16 protein-coding genes are annotated in these 19,585 nt (G+C 39.7%); 10 read left to right on the top strand and 6 right to left on the bottom strand.

Annotated elements, in window-relative coordinates; all coding sequences use genetic code 11:
• Positions 1-41: 41 nt before the first annotated feature.
• Complete coding sequence (locus J678_RS14270) at positions 42-755, top strand: glycerophosphodiester phosphodiesterase (RefSeq protein ID WP_031955794.1); 714 nt, start codon at positions 42-44, stop codon at positions 753-755.
• 27 nt (positions 756-782) lie between these two features.
• Here J678_RS14270 and J678_RS14265 read toward each other — a convergent pair whose 3' ends face one another.
• Positions 783-1,313, bottom strand: a complete 531-nt coding sequence (locus tag J678_RS14265) for an META domain-containing protein (RefSeq protein WP_002051369.1) — start codon at positions 1,311-1,313, stop codon at positions 783-785.
• A gap of 208 nt (positions 1,314-1,521) precedes the next feature.
• On the opposite strand from J678_RS14265, the gene J678_RS14260 reads away from it, so the two are divergent.
• Positions 1,522-2,694 (top strand): acyl-CoA desaturase, encoded by a 1,173-nt coding sequence (locus J678_RS14260; RefSeq protein ID WP_031955795.1) that lies wholly within the window; start codon positions 1,522-1,524, stop codon positions 2,692-2,694.
• Positions 2,695-2,807: 113 nt separating this feature from the next.
• Positions 2,808-4,250: a protein adenylyltransferase SelO gene (locus J678_RS14255; RefSeq protein WP_031955796.1), complete on the top strand. Its 1,443-nt coding sequence runs from the start codon at positions 2,808-2,810 to the stop codon at positions 4,248-4,250.
• A 63-nt stretch (positions 4,251-4,313) separates the two neighbouring features.
• Here the strand turns inward: J678_RS14255 and J678_RS14250 are convergent, their stop codons facing one another.
• Both J678_RS14250 and baeS read right to left on the bottom strand, forming a co-directional pair.
• On the bottom strand, positions 4,314-5,000 hold the full coding sequence (locus tag J678_RS14250; protein ID WP_031955797.1) for a response regulator: 687 nt from the start codon (positions 4,998-5,000) through the stop codon (positions 4,314-4,316).
• 19 nt (positions 5,001-5,019) lie between these two features.
• Positions 5,020-6,681, bottom strand: coding sequence for a sensor histidine kinase efflux regulator BaeS (baeS, locus tag J678_RS14245; RefSeq protein WP_031944210.1), 1,662 nt, complete (start codon positions 6,679-6,681; stop codon positions 5,020-5,022).
• A gap of 131 nt (positions 6,682-6,812) precedes the next feature.
• Here baeS and J678_RS14240 point away from each other — a divergent pair, with 131 nt between their 5' ends.
• The 4 genes from J678_RS14240 to J678_RS14225 all read left to right on the top strand — a co-directional run bounded on the left by J678_RS14240 (position 6,813) and on the right by J678_RS14225 (position 11,834).
• Positions 6,813-7,190, top strand: coding sequence for a hypothetical protein (locus J678_RS14240; protein WP_004711976.1), 378 nt, complete (start codon positions 6,813-6,815; stop codon positions 7,188-7,190).
• A 291-nt stretch (positions 7,191-7,481) separates the two neighbouring features.
• Positions 7,482-9,284 carry an acyl-CoA dehydrogenase C-terminal domain-containing protein gene (locus J678_RS14235; RefSeq protein ID WP_031955799.1) on the top strand — a complete coding sequence of 601 codons (1,803 nt, stop codon included), beginning with the start codon at positions 7,482-7,484 and terminating at the stop codon, positions 9,282-9,284.
• Positions 9,285-9,451: 167 nt separating this feature from the next.
• Entirely contained in the window at positions 9,452-11,233 is a 1,782-nt protein-coding gene (locus J678_RS14230) for an acyl-CoA dehydrogenase C-terminal domain-containing protein (protein ID WP_016804539.1), read from the top strand.
• Positions 11,234-11,351: 118 nt separating this feature from the next.
• Positions 11,352-11,834, top strand: a complete 483-nt coding sequence (locus J678_RS14225; RefSeq protein ID WP_004885289.1) for a phosphate-starvation-inducible protein PsiE — start codon at positions 11,352-11,354, stop codon at positions 11,832-11,834.
• Positions 11,835-11,878: 44 nt separating this feature from the next.
• Here J678_RS14225 and J678_RS14220 read toward each other — a convergent pair whose 3' ends face one another.
• Positions 11,879-12,253, bottom strand: coding sequence for an RcnB family protein (locus J678_RS14220; protein ID WP_002051261.1), 375 nt, complete (start codon positions 12,251-12,253; stop codon positions 11,879-11,881).
• A gap of 163 nt (positions 12,254-12,416) precedes the next feature.
• Here J678_RS14220 and J678_RS14215 point away from each other — a divergent pair, with 163 nt between their 5' ends.
• On the top strand, positions 12,417-12,863 hold the full coding sequence (locus J678_RS14215; RefSeq protein ID WP_004711969.1) for a hypothetical protein: 447 nt from the start codon (positions 12,417-12,419) through the stop codon (positions 12,861-12,863).
• A gap of 314 nt (positions 12,864-13,177) precedes the next feature.
• On the opposite strand, the gene J678_RS14210 is transcribed toward J678_RS14215, so the two are convergent.
• Both J678_RS14210 and znuD read right to left on the bottom strand, forming a co-directional pair.
• Complete coding sequence (locus tag J678_RS14210) at positions 13,178-14,641, bottom strand: phospholipase D family protein (RefSeq protein WP_004711967.1); 1,464 nt, start codon at positions 14,639-14,641, stop codon at positions 13,178-13,180.
• Between the two features lie 74 nt (positions 14,642-14,715).
• Positions 14,716-16,728 (bottom strand): zinc piracy TonB-dependent receptor ZnuD, encoded by a 2,013-nt coding sequence (znuD, locus tag J678_RS14205; RefSeq protein WP_004885285.1) that lies wholly within the window; start codon positions 16,726-16,728, stop codon positions 14,716-14,718.
• 125 nt (positions 16,729-16,853) lie between these two features.
• Here znuD and J678_RS14200 point away from each other — a divergent pair, with 125 nt between their 5' ends.
• Positions 16,854-17,618 carry a DUF4184 family protein gene (locus J678_RS14200; RefSeq protein ID WP_031955800.1) on the top strand — a complete coding sequence of 255 codons (765 nt, stop codon included), beginning with the start codon at positions 16,854-16,856 and terminating at the stop codon, positions 17,616-17,618.
• Between the two features lie 169 nt (positions 17,619-17,787).
• Positions 17,788-19,566: an aspartate--tRNA ligase gene (gene aspS / locus J678_RS14195; protein WP_002051333.1), complete on the top strand. Its 1,779-nt coding sequence runs from the start codon at positions 17,788-17,790 to the stop codon at positions 19,564-19,566.
• Positions 19,567-19,585 lie beyond the last annotated feature (19 nt).

Raw genomic sequence — 19,585 nt, 5'->3', positions numbered from 1 at the left:
TGAAGAGATCATAACCAACAATAACTGAATAGAAGAAAATTATGCGCATTATTGGTCATCGTGGTGCACGCCGAGAAGCCCCTGAAAATACATTAGGCGGTTTTCAGCACATAAAAAATTTAGGTATTCGTGGTGTCGAATTTGATATTCGCCAGCTTCAGGACCAAGAACTGGTCGTTATTCATGATGATAATTTTTTACGTACAGCTGGAGTCAACCAAATTGTTGAGCAATCCACTTTGGCTCAAGCTTTATCATTTGATCATCGACAAAACTGGCCCAATTGGCCAAATTCAGAGCCAACCCCTACTCTTACAGGCGTTCTAAATTTACTTGATAACTTTGATCATATTGAAGTTGAGGTTAAAGCTGTCAGAGATATGGCATTTGCAGAAAAGATAGTTCAAAAGCTTGAGTCTGAATTACAGGGGTATGAAAAAGTCGTGACTATTACAAGTTTCGATCTTCAAATTCTAACTGCCTTACGTGATATCAACTCTCAATTTAAACGCGGTTTGCTAGTTGAACTTCCGGTTGGAGCTACAGCGATTGAACTCGCTCATCAATTTGGTTGCTGTCATATTGGTTGGTATGACCAGCTTGCTACAGATGAAATGATTCAATTGTCTCACCAAGCAGGTTTAAACATTAGTGTCTGGACAGTAAATGATGTAGAAAGAGCGAAGAAGCTACGTGATTTAGATATTCAGGGCTTAATTACAGATATTCCTACAACAATGCTCGAAACACTCTAAATGAAAAAAGGTGGTATTAACCACCTTTTATTTTTTCTCGGCCTGAATCAGGCGTTGTCCATTCTGATCAAGTAAATATAGGGTATTACCTACCAACTGGAAGCGTTGAATACGTTGTAAGGAATCAACTAGTTCTGCTTCTTGTGCCAAAGCACCATCACAACTTGAATGTCCCGCATTAACTTCCATATCAAGTTTCTTTTGGTTGAAATCAAAAGTGTATCGTCCAAAAATACGATTACATCCGGTATGACCAGTTACAGTTTTGACTGCTGAGTTCAGTGAAAGAGTCGGCCATTGGTTAAAGAATTTTGCCTTATGACCATTAATCTGAGTGATTTGCCAATCAATATCTTGAACACCTTCCGGGCTCACTTTCTTTTTAACTACCGGAGTTTGTGCATGGTGTATGGGTTTTACATGGCCTTTTTGAACATTTTGTTGCGGCGCGCTTTGACATGCTGCCAATACAAGGCTGATTGCGATGAAAAGACATTTCAATGGCAATTTTCCTGCAATATCAATGCTATTCTTTTTTCTCAATCGCTGTATTTTCATTACACAACTTCTCCTATCTGAAATGTTGCCAAGCATGGTTTAATTCTGTTACGGTTCTTTCGATACATCTGTACAATAATGTTAGTGATTCTCACTATGCACGTGCTAATATGGTGTGCAAAATAGCAATAAATCTTGATGATTGGTTTTGCTATGTCGTTTTGTCTTTTTACCTTGTATGACAAGGTTTCTAGGAGCGCTGCCGGATATGACTTCCGCCCCACTCAAGGCCCCAATTAACTGGACCGCTAGCATTACCTTAATTGGTTTACCAATTCTTGCTGCAATCATAATCCCGATTTACGCGTATTATTATGATTTTAGTGTAAGCGCATGGGTAAGCTTATTTTTTCTTTTAGCTTTAAGTAGCATGGGGATTACTGCTGGTTATCACCGTCTTTGGGCACATCGTGCTTATGAAGCGTCGTTACCTCTTAAAATTCTTTTAATGATTGGCGGCACATTTGCTGTACAAAACAGTATTCTGTTTTGGGCATCTGGTCACCGTACCCACCATCGCCATGTTGACGATGTGGATGAAGATCCATATTCAATTGAACGTGGATTCTGGTATGCCCATATGGGTTGGATGATTCGCGATCATTCTCCATCTGAGCCAGACTTTAAAAATGCGCCTGATTTACTCAATGACAAACTGGTGATGTTCCAGCATAAATACTATGCTTTACTTGTCGTAGCAGTTCACGTTGGTATTTTAGGTTTAGTCGGCTGGGCAACTGGCGATTTATGGGGAGTTGTTCTTCTCGGTGGTTTAGTACGTTTAATCATTAGCCATCAAGTAACTTTCTTCATTAACTCTCTTTGCCATATGTTTGGTAAACGTCCTTATACCGATGAAAACTCAGCACGCGATAACTTCTGGTTAGCGATTGCAACATGGGGCGAGGGTTACCATAACTATCACCATATTTTCCAGTACGACTATCGTAATGGGGTAAAATGGTGGCAATATGACCCAACAAAATGGCTAATTTGGACATGTTCTAAAGTTGGTTTAGCAAAGAACCTACGTCGTATTCCAAGCTTTAATATTAAAAAAGCAGAATTGGCAATGAAGTTTAAATATGCTGAACAAGATCTTGCGATTTATGGCCACGATGTAAATGCCGACATTAGTCAAATGAAGCAACGTATTGCTCAAGAATATGAAGCATTTACGCATACTTTAAATGACTGGGCGAAACTCAAAGAACAAGAGTTACAAGCAAAGAAAGCAGCAATGGCTGAAAAGATTCATAAAATAGATCATAAGTTAAAAGTTGATTTCCAATTGCTTGAACATCGTTTGAGTCATCACCGTGAGTGTCTAGAAACTTTAATGCGCAACATTAAAAAGAACACAAACGTCGTACCAGACTAATACGTCTCTAGTTCGAAATAGCGCCTGTAAAGCCATGCTTTGCAGGCGCTATTTTTTTGGCTCGTTTTTAACTATGGTATAGTGAAGTTCGCCTCAAATATTTAGTCCAGCCTATGCAATTTAATCCGCTTTATTCATCACTCAATTCTAAGCTTTTTCATATACAGCCGCCTTCCCCTCTTCGCGGTGCAAAGGCTGGACACTTTAATTTAGCTTTAGCCGAAGAATTACAATGGACGGATGAAGAAAAAGAAGCATGGGTTGAGATCTGTAGTGGCCAGCGGACTTTCCCAGAGTTTCCACCTTTAGCAATGGTTTATGCAGGCCATCAATTTGGACAATGGGCAGGTCAGCTAGGCGACGGACGCGGTTTACTCATTGGACAAATTCTGAATAAAAAAGGTCAAACCATCGATTTGCATTTGAAGGGTGCAGGCCCTACCCCTTATTCACGCATGGGAGATGGCCGAGCAGTTTTACGTTCAGTTATTCGCGAATATTTAGCAGGTCATGCCTTAAATGCTCTAGGAGTCGCCTCGAGTCATGCAGTAGGTTTTACAAGCTCTACCCAAGGTGTACAACGTGAAAAACTAGAACCTGGTGCAATGCTGCTTAGAACATCTGAATGCCATATTCGTTTAGGGCATTTTGAATGGATCAATCAATATGCGCCTGAGTTATTGGCTGAGTTCACTCAAAAATGCATTGAATGGCACTATCCAGAATGTCAACAAGAAGAACAGCCTATTTTAGCTTTTGCTAAAGCTGTGATTAGAAATACAGCCATTATGATTGCTAAATGGCAATTGGTCGGTTTTGCTCACGGTGTGATGAATACTGACAACTTAAATATTACGGGCTCTACACTCGATTTTGGCCCATACGGTTTTATGGAACGTTTCCGTCCAAACTGGATTAACAACCATTCTGATTACCAAGGACGTTATACCTATCAAAACCAACCGAGTATTGCGCACTGGAATTTATGGACTTGGTTAAATAATCTCATTCCACTTGCTGAGCCTGAGCAAAAGGAGCAATTCAAAGAAGCGTTGGCCGCTTGTCTAGAAGAATTTGAACCCACTTTTATTGAGCATTACACCACTGGGTTATGCAAAAAAATGGGGCTTCCTCATTTTCATAAAGACAGTACTGAATGCGGCTTAAGCTTTTTACGTATTTTGCAAACAGAGCAGCTTGATTACACTCAAAGCTTTATTCGCCTTCAAAATAAAGAGTATAAGGTTTTACGTGATGATTGCCTTGATATTCGACAATTTGATGCTTTCCTTACGCAATACGAAAATATTCGTGAACATCAAGATACCGATGAACTTGATGCGAACATGCAAGAAGCAAATCCGATTTATATTTTACGTAATCATATGGCACAGCGAGCGATTGAAGCAGCGGAGCGAGATGATTTTAGTGAAGTAGACCGTTTGTTTAAGTTACTCAATCATCCTTATACAAGACAACCAGATTTGGAAAAACCTGAAGACTTAGGGCCATTGCCAAGCGATGTACCTGATGTAGCAGTGAGCTGTTCGTCTTAATTTTTTATCCACATTTTCTGTGGATAACATTGTGGTTATCCACAGAATAACTTTTCTAAGCAATTATTCTTCAGGATATTCGAAGCGATACCCTGCACCGTAAACAGCTTGAATCCACTCATGACGGTTACCAGTTTCCGCCACTTCCGTGATTTTTCGACGCAAGTTTTTAATATGGCTATCAATAACTCGGTCAGCAACATCAAAGCTATCCGGATTAATATGGTCTAATAATTGTGCACGTGAATAAACTTGCCCCACATGTTCTAAAAATAGCTCAAGTAGGCGAAATTCTGTCGGCGTTAAACTTAAAGATTTTTGTTGATACCAAATTCTTTGTTGGGCTTTATCGATGCGGAACGAATCATTTTGTTCTGGCTCAGCCTTACGTTCCAAACGGCGTAAAACTGCTTGTACACGGGCAACTAACTCTTTTGGACTAAAAGGTTTGCACACATAATCATCTGCTCCCATATTTAGCCCTAAAACACGGTCAATTTCTTCAGTACGTGCAGTTACCATAATAATTGGTAAGTCTGACTGTTCACGTACCTTACGGCAAATCGTTAAACCATCCATTCTTGGAACCATTAAGTCCAGAATCATTAAATTAGGTTTACGTTGTTGAAAGCTCGTATAAGCATCTTGACCATCATGAAACATGCTTACTTCGAAACCAGCAGCCTCAAGATAATCACGCACCAGATGCGCTAACTCGACTTCATCTTCAACCAACATTACATGTTTCATGGGCCATTTTTCCTTTTATTTAACTCTGCTTTTTAAAGGTAAGTACACAACGTAAACCACCTAATGGTGAGTGTTCAAAACTTAGTGTACCACCAAGCGCTTGCGCAATTTTACAAGATAAAGCTAAGCCTAGTCCTGTTCCACCTGTACTACGCGTGCGCGAATCATCTACACGATAAAAACGTTCACCTAAACGTGATAATTGCTCATCACTTAAACCAAACGGACTGTCATCGACATATAAAGTCCACTCCTGAGACGTTTGACTTGTATGAATATGAATCTTTCCACCTGTTTCGGTATAACGAATACTATTACTAATTAAATTAACAATAATTTGTTTAAAGCGATCACGGTCTAATAATAATGGAACGCCCTCACCTTCCACCTCAATTTCCAGCTCTGCCTGTTCGAGTTTAGGTCTGAAATTTTCGACTTCTTGCAGTACAACATCCCAAGGGTTGACCGAACTTAAATAGCATTTAAGTTGCTGGGCATCGGCCTGTGCCAAGTCTGCAAGATCTTGAGTGAGTTTCTTTAAGCTTGAAACTTGTCGCATCATGGCATCGAGATGTTCAGGAGTCGCCTTTCGAATACCATCTTGCATTGCCTCGATTTGCGCTTGCAATACAGCTAATGGTGTTTTTAACTCATGAGATGTATCTGCAACCCATTGACGTCGTGATTCTTCATGTTGATGTAAAATCTCGGCTAAATGATTTAGTTGAGTTGATAAGTCACCTAACTCATCATTTCGTTTAATCACAACTTGATGCTGATAATTACCTTTAGTTAATTCATTTGTTGCATTTAATAAACGCTGAATTGGCTTTTTAAAATAAGTTGCCATTAAAAGTGCTGCAACTAAACTCGACAGCAATGTTAAGGCATAAATTAAAAGTAAATAACGCTTTTGATTACTAAAGAAATTAATACTTAAAGCATCTTCTTTATCTAGGACTGGTTTTAGTCCTAAGTACCCTACCACCTCATTGTTGACGATGATGGGACGGTACGACATTTGATCTGAAGATGGCGGTTCACCCACTACAAACTGATGTTTGGCATCATATAAGGATAAACGAGAACTTAAGCCTAAACGGTCTGGTAAAGCAATAAAGCGCTTCTTACCATTTTGTGTCTCAATATCTTTGAGACTTCCTCTTTTTGACTTGTTTTTATTGTCATCACGTGGACGAAACTGGTTAGCACTTAACGGGAATTTTAAACCTTCAAATGGTTGATATTCAGAAGGTAAGTTTTTTTCTAGTGTACGTAACTCTTCATCGCTAAAAATAGAATTTTTATTTGGAGATGCACCATCTGGAGAAACATTAATGAGAGTGTGTTCATCGAAAGAATGCTGCTGAATGGCAATGTCATATTGGCGTCTTAACCACCACTGTGAAAGACGATCGTAATCATCTGGAGCGGCTGTTCCTTCAATTTGTAAGATTTGGGCCTGAATCGCGTTTCCCCAATCATGATAAACGTTATAAACATTTCCAAGATTGGTCATGAGCCGATCTAGCTTTTGCATTTCAACATCGGCCACATATTTGGCAAAGTTCTTTTGCATTGTCCAGTGCAGAACACTCAAACTTGCGGTTGCAATTAACAGCGTGGTAAGCAAGACCGTTAAAAATAGCCGCAATGCAATGGGAACACGTAGAACGTTCAAAAGCACTCTCTCATTTTTATCCTATATTTTGCATTGTAACCAACAACGAAAAGAAAAACTCTCCATTGTTTCTTCATCTTTATTATCTAATCTTTAAGTCATCTTAAAACAAACATTAAAGGGCTTTAAACATGAAAATGACGGCTAAAATCGCATTATTCAGTGCAGCAATTGTAACTATGGGCAGTTTGGCAGCTTGTCAATCAAACCCTCAAACGCCTAATTCAGACCATCATATGATGAAAGATGGTCCACGTGATGGTCATCACCGCATGAAACATCGTGAATTTACACCTGAGCAAAAAGCAGCGTGGGAACAGCACCGCGCAGAACGTCAAGCTCGTTTTGAACAGATTCAAAAAGCATGTGAAGGCAAGGCAAATGGTCAAGCTGTAAATGTCCAAGTTGGAGATAGAACACTTGAAGGGACTTGTAATCTTCGTTTCGAGCCAAAGCGTCCTCAACCTCCAATGAATGCTCCAGCTCCAGTAGCACCACAAGCAAAATAATTTTAAAAATACTGCAATAAAAGGCGCCTATAGGCGCCTTTTTTGTGTACATAACTACTTACGATTTTGACTATTTGTCTCATCTAAACTTCACCAAAAGTGTTTACACTCAAAGCACTTACATAGTTCAAGTATTTTTTTCTTGACTTTGCAGTCACAAAGTAAAGGCCCTGAGGTGCTTGTACAGTTATGCAAGTTGTTGCACGATGTAATGGTTCAAGGTGCCTCTTATGGCACATTATCGTAGATTAGGATTATAACTCTGGTTTCACCAGTATTGAGGAACCCGATATGCCACAATACAAAGCGCCCTTACGTGATATGCAATTTGTTTTGCATGAATTATTAAATGCTGAAGAACACTATGCAAAATTACCTGACTTTCAAGGTAACGTAAGCCGTGAATTGGTTGATCAATATTTAGAAGCTGCGGCAGACTTCTGTGAAAATGAACTTTCTCCTTTAAACCAAGTTGGCGACCGCGAAGGTTGTACTTGGAATGATGGTGTTGTTACTACACCAACAGGCTTTAAAGAAGCTTATCAAAAATACATCGAACTTGGCTTCCCGTCTTTATCAGCAGAAGAACAATACGGCGGTCAAGGTTTACCTAACTCTTTAGGTATCGCAATTTCAGAAATGGTAGGTAGCTCTAACTGGGCATGGGGTATGTACCCTGGCTTGTCTCACGGAGCAGTACGTACATTAGAACATCATGGTTCTGATGAACAAAAAAATACTTACTTACCAAACCTTGTTTCAGGTGTTTGGACAGGTACGATGTGTTTAACTGAATCTCATGCAGGTTCAGACTTAGGTATTATCCGTACTAAAGCAGAACCAAATGCAGATGGTAGCTATGCAATCTCTGGCGAGAAAATCTTTATCTCTGCTGGTGAACATGATATGGCTGAAAACATTATCCATATCGTTCTTGCTCGCCTTCCAGGTGCACCAAAAGGGACTAAAGGTATTTCGTTATTTATCGTTCCTAAGTTCAATGTCAATGCAGACGGAACGATTGGCGAGCGTAATGCAGTACGTTGTGGTTCTATTGAACACAAAATGGGTATCCATGGTAACGCAACTTGTGTCATTAACTTTGACCAAGCTAAAGGTTACTTGATCGGACCTGAAAACCGTGGTTTGAACTGTATGTTCACCTTCATGAATACAGCACGTATTGGTACTGCGGTTCAAGGTTTATCTGCATCTGAGTCATCTTTCCAAGGTGCTTTAGCTTACGCGAAAGAGCGTTTAGCAATGCGTTCACTTTCTGGTCCTAAAGCTCCAGAAAAAGAAGCAGATCCAATTATTGTTCACCCTGCTGTTCGCAACATGCTTTTAACTCAAAAAGCATTTGCTGAAGGCGGTCGTGCACTTGTTTACTTACTTGCTCAATATGCAGATATCGTTGAAAAAGGCGAAACTGAAGAAGAGCGTAAGTTTGCTGACAACATCTTGTCTTTATTGACTCCAATTGCAAAAGCATTCTTAACTGAAACAGGTTCTGAGTCTGCTAAGCACGGTGTTCAAGTCTTCGGTGGTCATGGCTTTATTTCTGAGCATGGCATGGAACAAATCGTACGTGATACACGTATTGCCTGCTTGTATGAAGGTACAACTGAAATTCAAGCACTAGACTTATTAGGCCGTAAAGTTTTACAAACTCAAGGTGCAATGCTTCGTGATTTCACTAAGATTGTTCACAAGTTTGTAGAAGCAAATAAAAACAATGCTGCCATGAAAGAATTTGTTGAGCCACTTGCTGCGCTTAACAAAGAATGGGGCGACCTCACTATGCAAATCGGTATGCGTGCAATGCACAATCCGGATGAAGTGGGCGCTGCTGCTGTAGATTACCTCTACTTCGCTGGTTACGTTACTTTAGCTTATCTATGGGCTCGTATGGCGCTTGTAGCACAAGAGAAATTAGCAGAAGGTACAACTGACGTTGATTTCTATAACGCGAAAGTTACGACTGCTCGCTTCTACTTCAAGAAAATCTTGCCACGCGTACGTTCTCACGTAGACGTTATTGCTGGTGGTTTAGACCCATTGATGTCATTAGATGCTGAACATTTCGCTTTCTAACCATAGTTAGTTGCGATATGCAATGTTAAAAACTAAAAAAGGACTGCTCAGTTTTGACGGTCCTTTTTTTATAAGATCAGTGATAAATTTAGACTTTAAATTCAATATCCATTTCGTTTTACAGGATATCTAGCACAAGTTGATGTGCATAAAAAAGGTGAACGATTATGCCAATTTACAATGCTCCTTTAGCTGATATGAAATTCATCTTAAATGATGTATTTAAAGCAGAACAATTTTGGCAGTCTAATGAGAAACTCGCTCATGTAGATGCTGCAACAGCTGAAGCAATTTTAGAAGAAATGGCTAAATTTGCTCAGAACGTGACTCATCCATTAAACCGTACTGGTGATGAAGAAGGCGCTCGCTATGAAAACGGCGAAGTCTTTACACCTGCTGGCTTTAAAGATGCATTTCGTCAATATGCAGAAGGTGGTTGGATTGGCTTAGGCGCAGATGAAGAATGGGGCGGTCAAGGCATGCCAAAAATGCTGACCGTTCTTGCAGATGAAATGTTATTTGCGACAAACCCATCTTTCATGCTCTACCCGCTTCTTTCAGTAGGTGCTGGTATGGCTTTAAGTAGCTATGCTTCTCAAGAGCAAAAAGAAACTTATTTACCTAAGATTTATTCAGGTGAATGGTCAGGTACCATGTGCTTGACTGAACCACATGCAGGTACTGACTTAGGTATTATTAAAACTAAAGCAGAACGTAATGAAGACGGTACTTATAACATTACAGGTACTAAAATCTTCATCACTGGCGGTGACAACGATTTAGCAGAAAACATCATTCACTTGGTACTTGCTAAAACTCCAGATGCTCCTGCTGGTTCACGTGGTATCTCACTATTTATCGTACCGAAATACCTTGTAAAAGAAGATGGTTCTTTAGGTGACCGCAACCATGTTGGCCCAGGTTCTATTGAACATAAAATGGGGATCAAAGCATCTGCTACTTGTGTAATGAACTTTGATGGCGCAAAAGGTTACCTCGTTGGTAAAGAAAACGAAGGCCTCGCTGCGATGTTCGTTATGATGAATTACGAACGTTTATCAATGGGTATTCAAGGTTTAGGTGCTTCTGAATTTGCTTATCAAAATGCTGCTCAATATGCGACTGACCGTTTACAAGGCCGTAGTGCAGCTGGTGTCCAATCACCAAACAAACCTGCTGATAGCATTTTAGTACATGGTGATGTACGTCGTATGCTACTTAACGTCCGTGCAAACAACGAAGCTTCTCGTGCATTTGCAGTCTATGTAGGTCAACAGCTCGATATCACTAAGTTCTCAACTGATGCAGAAGCTGTGAAAAAAGCGAATGATCGCGTTGCGCTTTTAACACCAATCGCAAAAGCTTACCTTACAGATACCGCATTCCAAGCAACTTTAGATGCTCAGATGGTATTTGGTGGTCATGGATATATTCGTGAATGGGGTATGGAACAATGTATTCGTGATCTTCGTATTGCGCAAATCTACGAAGGTACCAACGGCGTTCAATCTCAAGATTTAATTGGTCGTAAAACTATTAAATGTGGCGGTGCATTCATTGCTGAATACATTACAGAAATCCGTGACTTTGCAAATGATTTAGACACCGATTTGAACTTCATTAAAGATGCAACTTTAGATGCTGCAACTGAAATTGAAGCAATCACTCAGTTTATTATTGAACAAGCTGCTGAAAATGTAGATTTCCCAAATGCTGCTGCTGTTGATTACTTACATGCAGTTGGCTTACTCAGCTTCTCTTATATGTTTGCAAAAATTGCAGCTGCTGCTAAAGATAAATCTGGTGATTTCTACCAAAACAAACTTGCTTTAGCTCAATACTTTGTTGAACGTATCTTGCCAGATATTGATGCACGTATTGCTAAAATCAAAGCTGGTTCAGACTTAATTATGGGCTTTAGTGAAGACTACTTTACAAACCAAGCATAATTAAGATTTTTATAAAAAACGCCTGAGTAATCAGGCGTTTTTTATTTTGTATTTACTATTTCTATTGGCATAAAATTTGTTTATTTTCTAGGCATACTCATATTAAAAAGATTTTACTATGCCTGATCCGAAAAAGTTTGAAAGAACGCTCGACCGGTTTGGTCACTATGCCGTTGAAGCTTTTCATTATTTGGCTTTATTCATTATCGGTTGTATGGTGGCATGGTCAGCAGCACATACAGTTTATGAAATTTTAACTGTCAAAAAGTATGCTTCAATCGATGACATCTTATTGTTATTTATTTATCTGGAACTCGGCGCAATGGTCGGTATTTATTTTAAAACCAATCATATGCCTGTACGTTTTCTTATTTATGTGGCGATTACAGCCTTAACGCGTTTACTGATTTCAGATATTCAACATGACCATAAAGCAGATATCGATCAAGTGATTATTACTGGTTCAATTTTAATTTTAGCGATTTCAATTTTAGTGGTTCGTTTTGCTTCTTGGCACTACCCATCTGTAATGAAAGAAAAGCATTCAAAAACACCCAACTCTTTAAAAACTCCTCAACCACAAGATGACGAATTAGCATAAAAAAGGCCTCAATATTGAGGCCTTTTCATTTTTATATTTTAGTTTTAACGCACACGATAAACTTGGTGATGTGAATCAACTAATAAATATTGATTCGGTGTTTTCACCCAGTGATATCCACGTGGTGGTTCATATAAACGATGGGCACGCCAGTCCGAAACAAAATAACGGTTATCACGGTATTCTACAGGAATACGCTCCCCTCGCTTGAACACAACATATTCATGGCCACGGTTTGCATTTGACCAAACCGGTGGTCTATGGTCATCGCGTCGATCATAACGATGATCGTAGCGCTGTTCATAATGTCGATAGTCTTTACCGTGATAGTTATCCCAGCGATTATTTGAATCCGCCATCGCAGTAGCAGACATACCCAACATTAAAGTTGAAAGTACAAGAACGATTGGCTTTTTCATGGTGCATCCCTTTTGTCTTGATATAGAGCTAGATTAAAAGAGAGTCAAGGAGAAACCATGAATAAAACAGGCTTGATTGATATTGTTTGTAATGACTATAAAGAAAATATGAAGAATCTGTATCTGTGCTACCATTAGCATTTTCTAAGCTAGGTCAATTGCTGTGTCTGAAATCAGTTTTGAACGTCTTCATCAATTTTTCTGCAAAGTTCCAAGTGTACAAGAAGCCCGTATTATGGCGCATGGAGCAGATGGCGAACACGCTTGGTGGTTTAAGTTCAGTATTGATGTAGAACACCCACTTGCATGGCAAACCGTGCAAGAACTCGGCCATGTTTTAAACTATCTATCGACGAATGAACGTCTGCCTACGTTATTTTTTCCAGTGTCACCACCGCCTTATATGAATGGCGAAGCAAAAGACTTTTTGTCATGGATTATTCAATGTAATCATCCTGAATTTAACCCTGATGCCGTATGTGATTGGCTTGAAGCACGTTTACCTAATCCGGTAGATGATGAATCGCAGTGGAAGATTAAGACTGATTTGAGTGAAATAGAAAAGTTAGATGATAAGGCTTTGGATCAATTGATTCCGCCAACACCTTAAAATATTTCAAGTTTTATTCTCTATTTTTAATTAGCACGACGGGGTCTTACCGCTTTAAGTTCTACTTGTAGTAGCTAATTCGTTACTTTGGTTTTGCCCAAAGTAACCAAAAGCATTTGTCATCCACAAAACCTGAGGTGCGAATAGCAAAGATTAATAATCTTTGCCGTACCGCAAGGCGAAAGCTATGCTTGAGTTTGAACTACGCACTTTGTTTGTCTTGCGCTCGAAGCAAACGATGTTTGCTTTCCCTCGCTCAGGTTGTGGATGACTCTAGGCACACGGCATTTTTTGGAAAACTCCAAAGGTAGTGATTAAAAAGTCGATAACCCTGACCATTCCATAAAGCGATAAATCCAATACTTCACTTTAGACTCGTCTGCATACTTCGCATAATCGACGCTCATCTGTCTACCTTGTAGATTTGACCAAGAAGTATTGAAGTAATCCTGAGCATCTTTAAAAACTTGATCTTGAACTTTGCCTATAACCAACATATCCGTTTCAAGGTTGTAATTTTTTAAATTACGAGCAGTGAAATTGGCAGAACCTACAATCAACTCAGCTTGCTGGTCGTTATATTTCACAATCATTTTGCTATGGTTCTGTTCACCATGCGTGTCACACCAGCGAATTGGTATACCAGCAGTATGTAGTTCTGAAGCAACCTGACGGTTTGGAATACCATTCTTTTGTCTTCCAAATGCATCTTTATTTGGATCAAGCAGAACTCGAACCATAACCCCTCGTGCTTGTGCATTTTTTAGAGCTTGAATAATCTTGCGTTCAGATAGATAGAACATACTTAGATCGAGATGTTCTTTGGGTTTAGCGGAATTAATTAGTTTCAGTACAGATTCATAGATTGCGCCCTCAGTTAACACTTGAACCTGAGGCTTGGTTATATCTTTTTCGAAGTCACCTAAAATGAGTGATGGTGAGCTACTTCCAGACATCTGCGCAACAGCAGCTTCTGTTTGAAGAATATCAGTAGCTGTGGCTCCTGTTACAACCAACGCCACATTAGAGTGTCTCGAACTACCATCGTGTGGATTTGCTGAGGTGACCAATGATTTCCAACCAGCGTCAGTATCAACAACCAAGGTTTTACGGTGATTCGCTTTAAAATTAAATAGGTTCAGATAACTGCGTAATGTAATTTTTTCATTACCAAAAGGATTGGGTAACCAACCTTTGTCTGGATTATTTCCGATATTTTGGCAACAAATATACCAAAAACCAGACCAAAGTGGATTTGAAGCACGTAAAGGTGCCAGATTCGTTTCGATAACATCAACACCGGCTTGTCGTAATTGCCGATAATGCTCCGGACTTAAACCGCCATAAACTGAGTTAATCGGGTCAGTAATTAATACAATCTGGATTTGACGGTTTTGTCTTTTTTTACTAATCAACGCATTAGTAAGTTCCTGCATCAATGGTCTTTGCTTTATTTTTGAATCACCCACCTCTGAATTAAATAAAAACATATCGACCACAATAGTAGTCTTTGCCTCATCAATCATTTTTAAAATTTCATCAAAAATATGTTGATCAAGCTTCTGTTGACCATTGGCATCCAGATAAGTTTTATCTGCTAAAAATTTGACATCGGCATGTCTAAGCTTGCCACTAAAGTTAATGCCCTGTGGTAATGGTTTTACTGTGTGGTAAATTGCCGATGCAATATATGCAATAGCAACAACGCAAAGTAATACCGCCATATAACGACGCCCTGACCAATTTATTTTTTGATGAATTCGCTGAAAAATACGCATAAAAAAGACCTAACTTGATCATTCCAAATTAGGTCTTTTAGCTTGATTTTTCAAGTTTAGTTTCGTGTTAGGCCTTAGAAACTAAAGTTTACACCGACAGTAAAATTACGTCCGACTTGTGGAACATTTGCAAGGAAAGACTCATGTTGATAAATTCGGCTATCAAGCAAGTTGTTGGCATTTAAGAACACTCGGTAATCACCAATATTACTATATTTGCCGTTATAACCAACGCCTAAATTCAGCATGTTATAGCTCTGCCCTTTGGTTTCATAATTAGCAATATCATCTTGTTTGAATACATGATAATACTCGGCAGAACCATCCCATCCATCACCAAAATCTGCTTTAACTTTAGTACCTAAACGTCCACCCGGAATACGTGGTGCATTTTCATTATCAATTTTGCCGCGAACATAATCACCAAATAGTCCTAAATTATATACAGGTGAAATTTGGTAGCTTAGGTCAGCATCGACACCATAGAACTTAGCTGCATCTTGACTATATTGAATAAGACGGAAGCCTTGGAAATCATCCAATGTATTAGCATAAATGAAATTATCAAAACGGTTATGGAACACGCTTACGTTGTATTTCAAAAGATCATTATTAAAGTGCAAACCTAACTCAACATTATTTGAGCGCTCTTTCTTCAGGTCATCATTACCCAACTCATAAGTATTGGTCGCCATATGCACACCGTCCGAATACAACTCTTGAGCAAATGGCAAACGTTCTTGGTGTGATGTTGTGAGGGACAATTTGTATTGCGGAATAAATTCCCAGCTTGCTGTACCAGCAACCGAATATCCAGTACCCGTGTAATTCTTTTGATCTGACTCAATGTCGATAGTTTGATGGTCAATACGCGAAGAAACTGCAAGATTGACGTTATTGATTTGTTTTTGTTGCAAACCAAATACGCTATAACGTTGGGTTTTGCTTGGATCCATAATCGACTCATCACCAACAATATTCAGTTTTTGTTGGGTATATTGCGCGCCAATTTGTCCTGTCCAACCCGCCCAAGCATTATTTTCTAATGTAACTCGGCTATCAATCCCTTTGCTTTTAAAAGTTGTTCCGACATCAGTATTATGCATTTCTTCATGTTGATAGTCGGTATAGCTTGCTTGCGCTGCAACTTTAGCAAAGCCTGCAAACGGGTCTCTTAACTCACCTTTTAAATCATAACGCTTTTCTTTGAGATTAATCCATGAGGCATCATGTTCGTGCTCATGCTCATGTTCGGTTGATGGGTCATCAGTTCCACACACGAGGTGCAAGCCATCACGTTCACATGAACCAAAAAGCTCATTATCGGCAGGAATACCATATTGATCATGACGCTGGCTAAATGAAGCACCGATAAAACCACGATCCCCAATCCAAGATAATCCAGCATTATAATTTTTAGAGTCGGCAAAAGTGCTATCCTGACGACGCTCGTCTGTTTGTAAATCTCTAGGCAAGATATAGTCATTCGCATCGCGCTTTAAACCGCCGACACGTAGCGCAACATGGTCCCCTAAACCGACTGTCGCTTGCCCTGAATATAGTAGCTCATCACTACCTGAGTTGTAGCGGACACCAGCTTTTCCTTGATAGCCCTTGTCTGGCATGCTAGTTGGAATTTTTTCATCAACAACATTTACCAGTCCCCCCACAGAGCCTGCACCATATAATAATGCTTCAGCACCATTTAATATTTGAATATCTTGGGCAGAGTTTGGATCAACCGTAACGGCATGGTCTGGCGATACAGATGAAACATCCATTACATCGCCACCGTTTTGTACGATCTTGACACGTGTACCGTCTTGACCACGAATGACAGGGCGGCTCGCCCCTCCTGTATATTGAGCTGAATAAACCCCTGCTTGACCATTTAAGGCATTACCAATACTCGTTGCACCTTCTGCTAAAGACGTATTATTGGCTGGTGCTGTGGGTTCTGCTTTAACCGTAATTGTTGCCAATTCGGCAGGTTTCTCTTCCTTAGTATTTGTGTCATCCGCTGCCATCACTTGCTGAATAGAAAGTGATAATAATGAGAGAACAAAAAGCTGTGTTTTGAGCTGCATAGTCAATGCCCCATATTTTTTACGTTATATTATAACATTCCAAATGTTTTGCAATAAAAAACATTAACCAAAGGCATGTTTCGTTAGACTCGTTGTTTTGATGATGTGAGAAGCTTCGTTTTCCAATGCCTTTTACAATCTCTCATGCTGTTCTTGCTCCACCGATTGCTAAACTAAGTCGAAACACTCTGCCTGTTGCCGCCCTAGCTATTGGCAGCATGACACCTGACCTTTACCGCTTATTTACAGTTCAGTCAGGTATGCTGACTCATCAATGGAAGGGCTTGCTTTACCCAAACCTTGCATTAGGTTTATTGTTTTGCGTCATTTGGTATTTACTTTATCGACCTGTGGTTTACCATTTTTTTGGTATTCAGCATGATTTGAAATTAGACTCTTTTAAACGTTTTATCTACTTTTTAATTGGAATTATATTTGCACTCATTATCGGTATTGCCACTCATCTCATTTGGGATGGTCTTACTCATTCTGACTTTCGAACTTTTATCTTCCAAGATTTTTTATCCCAAACGGTTCATTTCTTTGGTCGTCCCTATCCTTTGCACCGTCTACTTCAACTCGGTTCTTCTGCTCTAGCATTACCTTTTTTAGGCTGGATGAGTATTCATTATTATCAAAAATATAAACAGCACTGGAAAATAAGTCATAAAATTAAAATTTTTGCATGGTCTCTGTTTATTTTATCTACACTTTTAGGCTTATTTTCACTTTGGGATTATGCCCGTTACATTCCTCATGAGGTTTGGCATACCGACACCTATTACTTTACAGGCCGATCTATTAATGAGTTTATGCAAGGTTGGTTAAGTACTTTTAGTTTAGGGTGCTTATTATTCTTGTTTTTAGATCGACAACAAAGAATGGGCTAATCGGTAAAGTTGCTGCCAAATTGCTCATTTTTAGCTAAATTATTGCTGTTTTTTGATCTAGTTCTTGTGGCATGCCATTCAACAGGGCATAATCGAAAACTTACTTTTTTGACGGTGCGCGGTTTACGCATCCGTCTTTTCAGCCAATATAGTTTGGATAATCTTCATCATGATGCGAACTCATTACTGTGGCTCTTTAACTGAAGCCCAAATCGACCAAACCGTTACATTATGCGGTTGGGTACATCGTCGCCGTGACCATGGCGGTGTTATTTTCCTTGATATGCGTGACCGTGATGGTCTCGTTCAAGTGGTTATTGACCCAGATACTCCAGAAGCATTTGCAACTGCAGATAAAGCACGTTCTGAATATGTATTAAAAATTACAGGTCGTGTTCGTCGCCGTTATGAAGGTACTGAAAACCCAAATATGGTGAGTGGTCAAATCGAAGTTTTAGGCAAAGAAATCGAAGTTCTTGCTGCTTCTGAAACTCCTCCATTCCCATTAAATGATGACACGATTAACGTGTCAGAAGAACACCGTTTAAAATATCGTTTCTTGGACATTCGCCGTCCTGAAATGTTAGAGCGTTTACGTTTCCGTTCTAAAGTAACTAACTTGATCCGTAACTATTTAGATGATCACGGTTTCTTAGACGTTGAAACTCCGATTTTAACTCGTGCAACACCTGAAGGTGCACGTGACTATTTAGTACCAAGTCGCGTACAAAATGGTAGCTTCTACGCACTTCCACAATCACCTCAATTGTTTAAACAATTATTGATGGTTGGTGGTATCGATCGTTACTACCAAATCGCGAAATGTTTCCGTGATGAAGACTTACGTGCTGACCGTCAGCCAGAATTCACTCAAATCGACATTGAAACATCGTTCTTAAATGACGATGAAATCATGGATTTGATGGAAGGCATGACTGTTAAACTATTTAATGACTTGCTTGGCGTAAAATTTGAAAAATTCCGCCGCATGCCATACAGCGAAGCGATGCGTGACTATGCATCTGATAAACCAGATTTGCGTATTCCATTGAAACTCGTTGACGTTGCAGATTTAATGCAAGAAGTTGAGTTCAAAGTATTTGCTGGTCCTGCAAAAGACCCTAAAGGCCGTATTGCAGCACTTCGCGTACCAGGTGCAGGTTCATTAACTCGTAGCCAAATTGATGAATACACTAAATTTGTTGGCATCTACGGTGCGAAAGGTTTGGCGTATATCAAAGTCAATGAAATCGAAAAAGGAATTGAAGGTCTTCAATCTCCTATCGTTAAATTCATTGAACCAATCGTAATGAAGTTACTTGAGCGTGTTGGTGCAGAGAATGGCGATATCGTATTCTTCGGTGCTGATAAAGCCAAAGTTGTAAACGATGCTATGGGTGCACTTCGTGTCAAGATCGGTCATGACTTGAACCTTGCAACTTGTGAGTGGGCTCCACTTTGGGTTGTTGACTTCCCAATGTTTGAAGAAACTGACGATGGCAAATGGACTTCTGTTCACCACCCATTCACACTACCTAAATCTAGCGTAGAAGACGTGAAGAGCAATCCAGGCGAAGCACTTTCTGTTGCTTATGACATGGTATTGAACGGTACTGAAGTTGGTGGCGGTTCTCTTCGTATTTACACATTAGAAATGCAAAAAGCGATTTTTGAAGCGCTTGGTATTTCTGATGAAGAAGCAGAAGAGAAATTCAGCTTCTTGCTTAACGCACTTCGTTATGGCGCCCCTCCTCACGGTGGTTTGGCATTTGGTCTTGACCGTTTAGTAATGCTTATGACTGGCGCGACTTCAATTCGTGACGTTATTGCATTCCCTAAAACGAAAACTGCTGAATGTCCACTTACTCAAGCACCTGCTCCTGTTGAAGCAAACCAGCTTCGTGACTTGGGCATCCGCTTACGTGAACAACAAAAGAAAGAAGCTTAATTGCTCTTTAATAAAAAAC

Origin of the sequence: Acinetobacter sp. 1424608, assembly GCF_000588255.1 — a bacterium.
Lineage (GTDB): Bacteria > Pseudomonadota > Gammaproteobacteria > Pseudomonadales > Moraxellaceae > Acinetobacter > Acinetobacter nosocomialis.
This window is presented reverse-complemented; position numbering and strand designations above follow the sequence as displayed.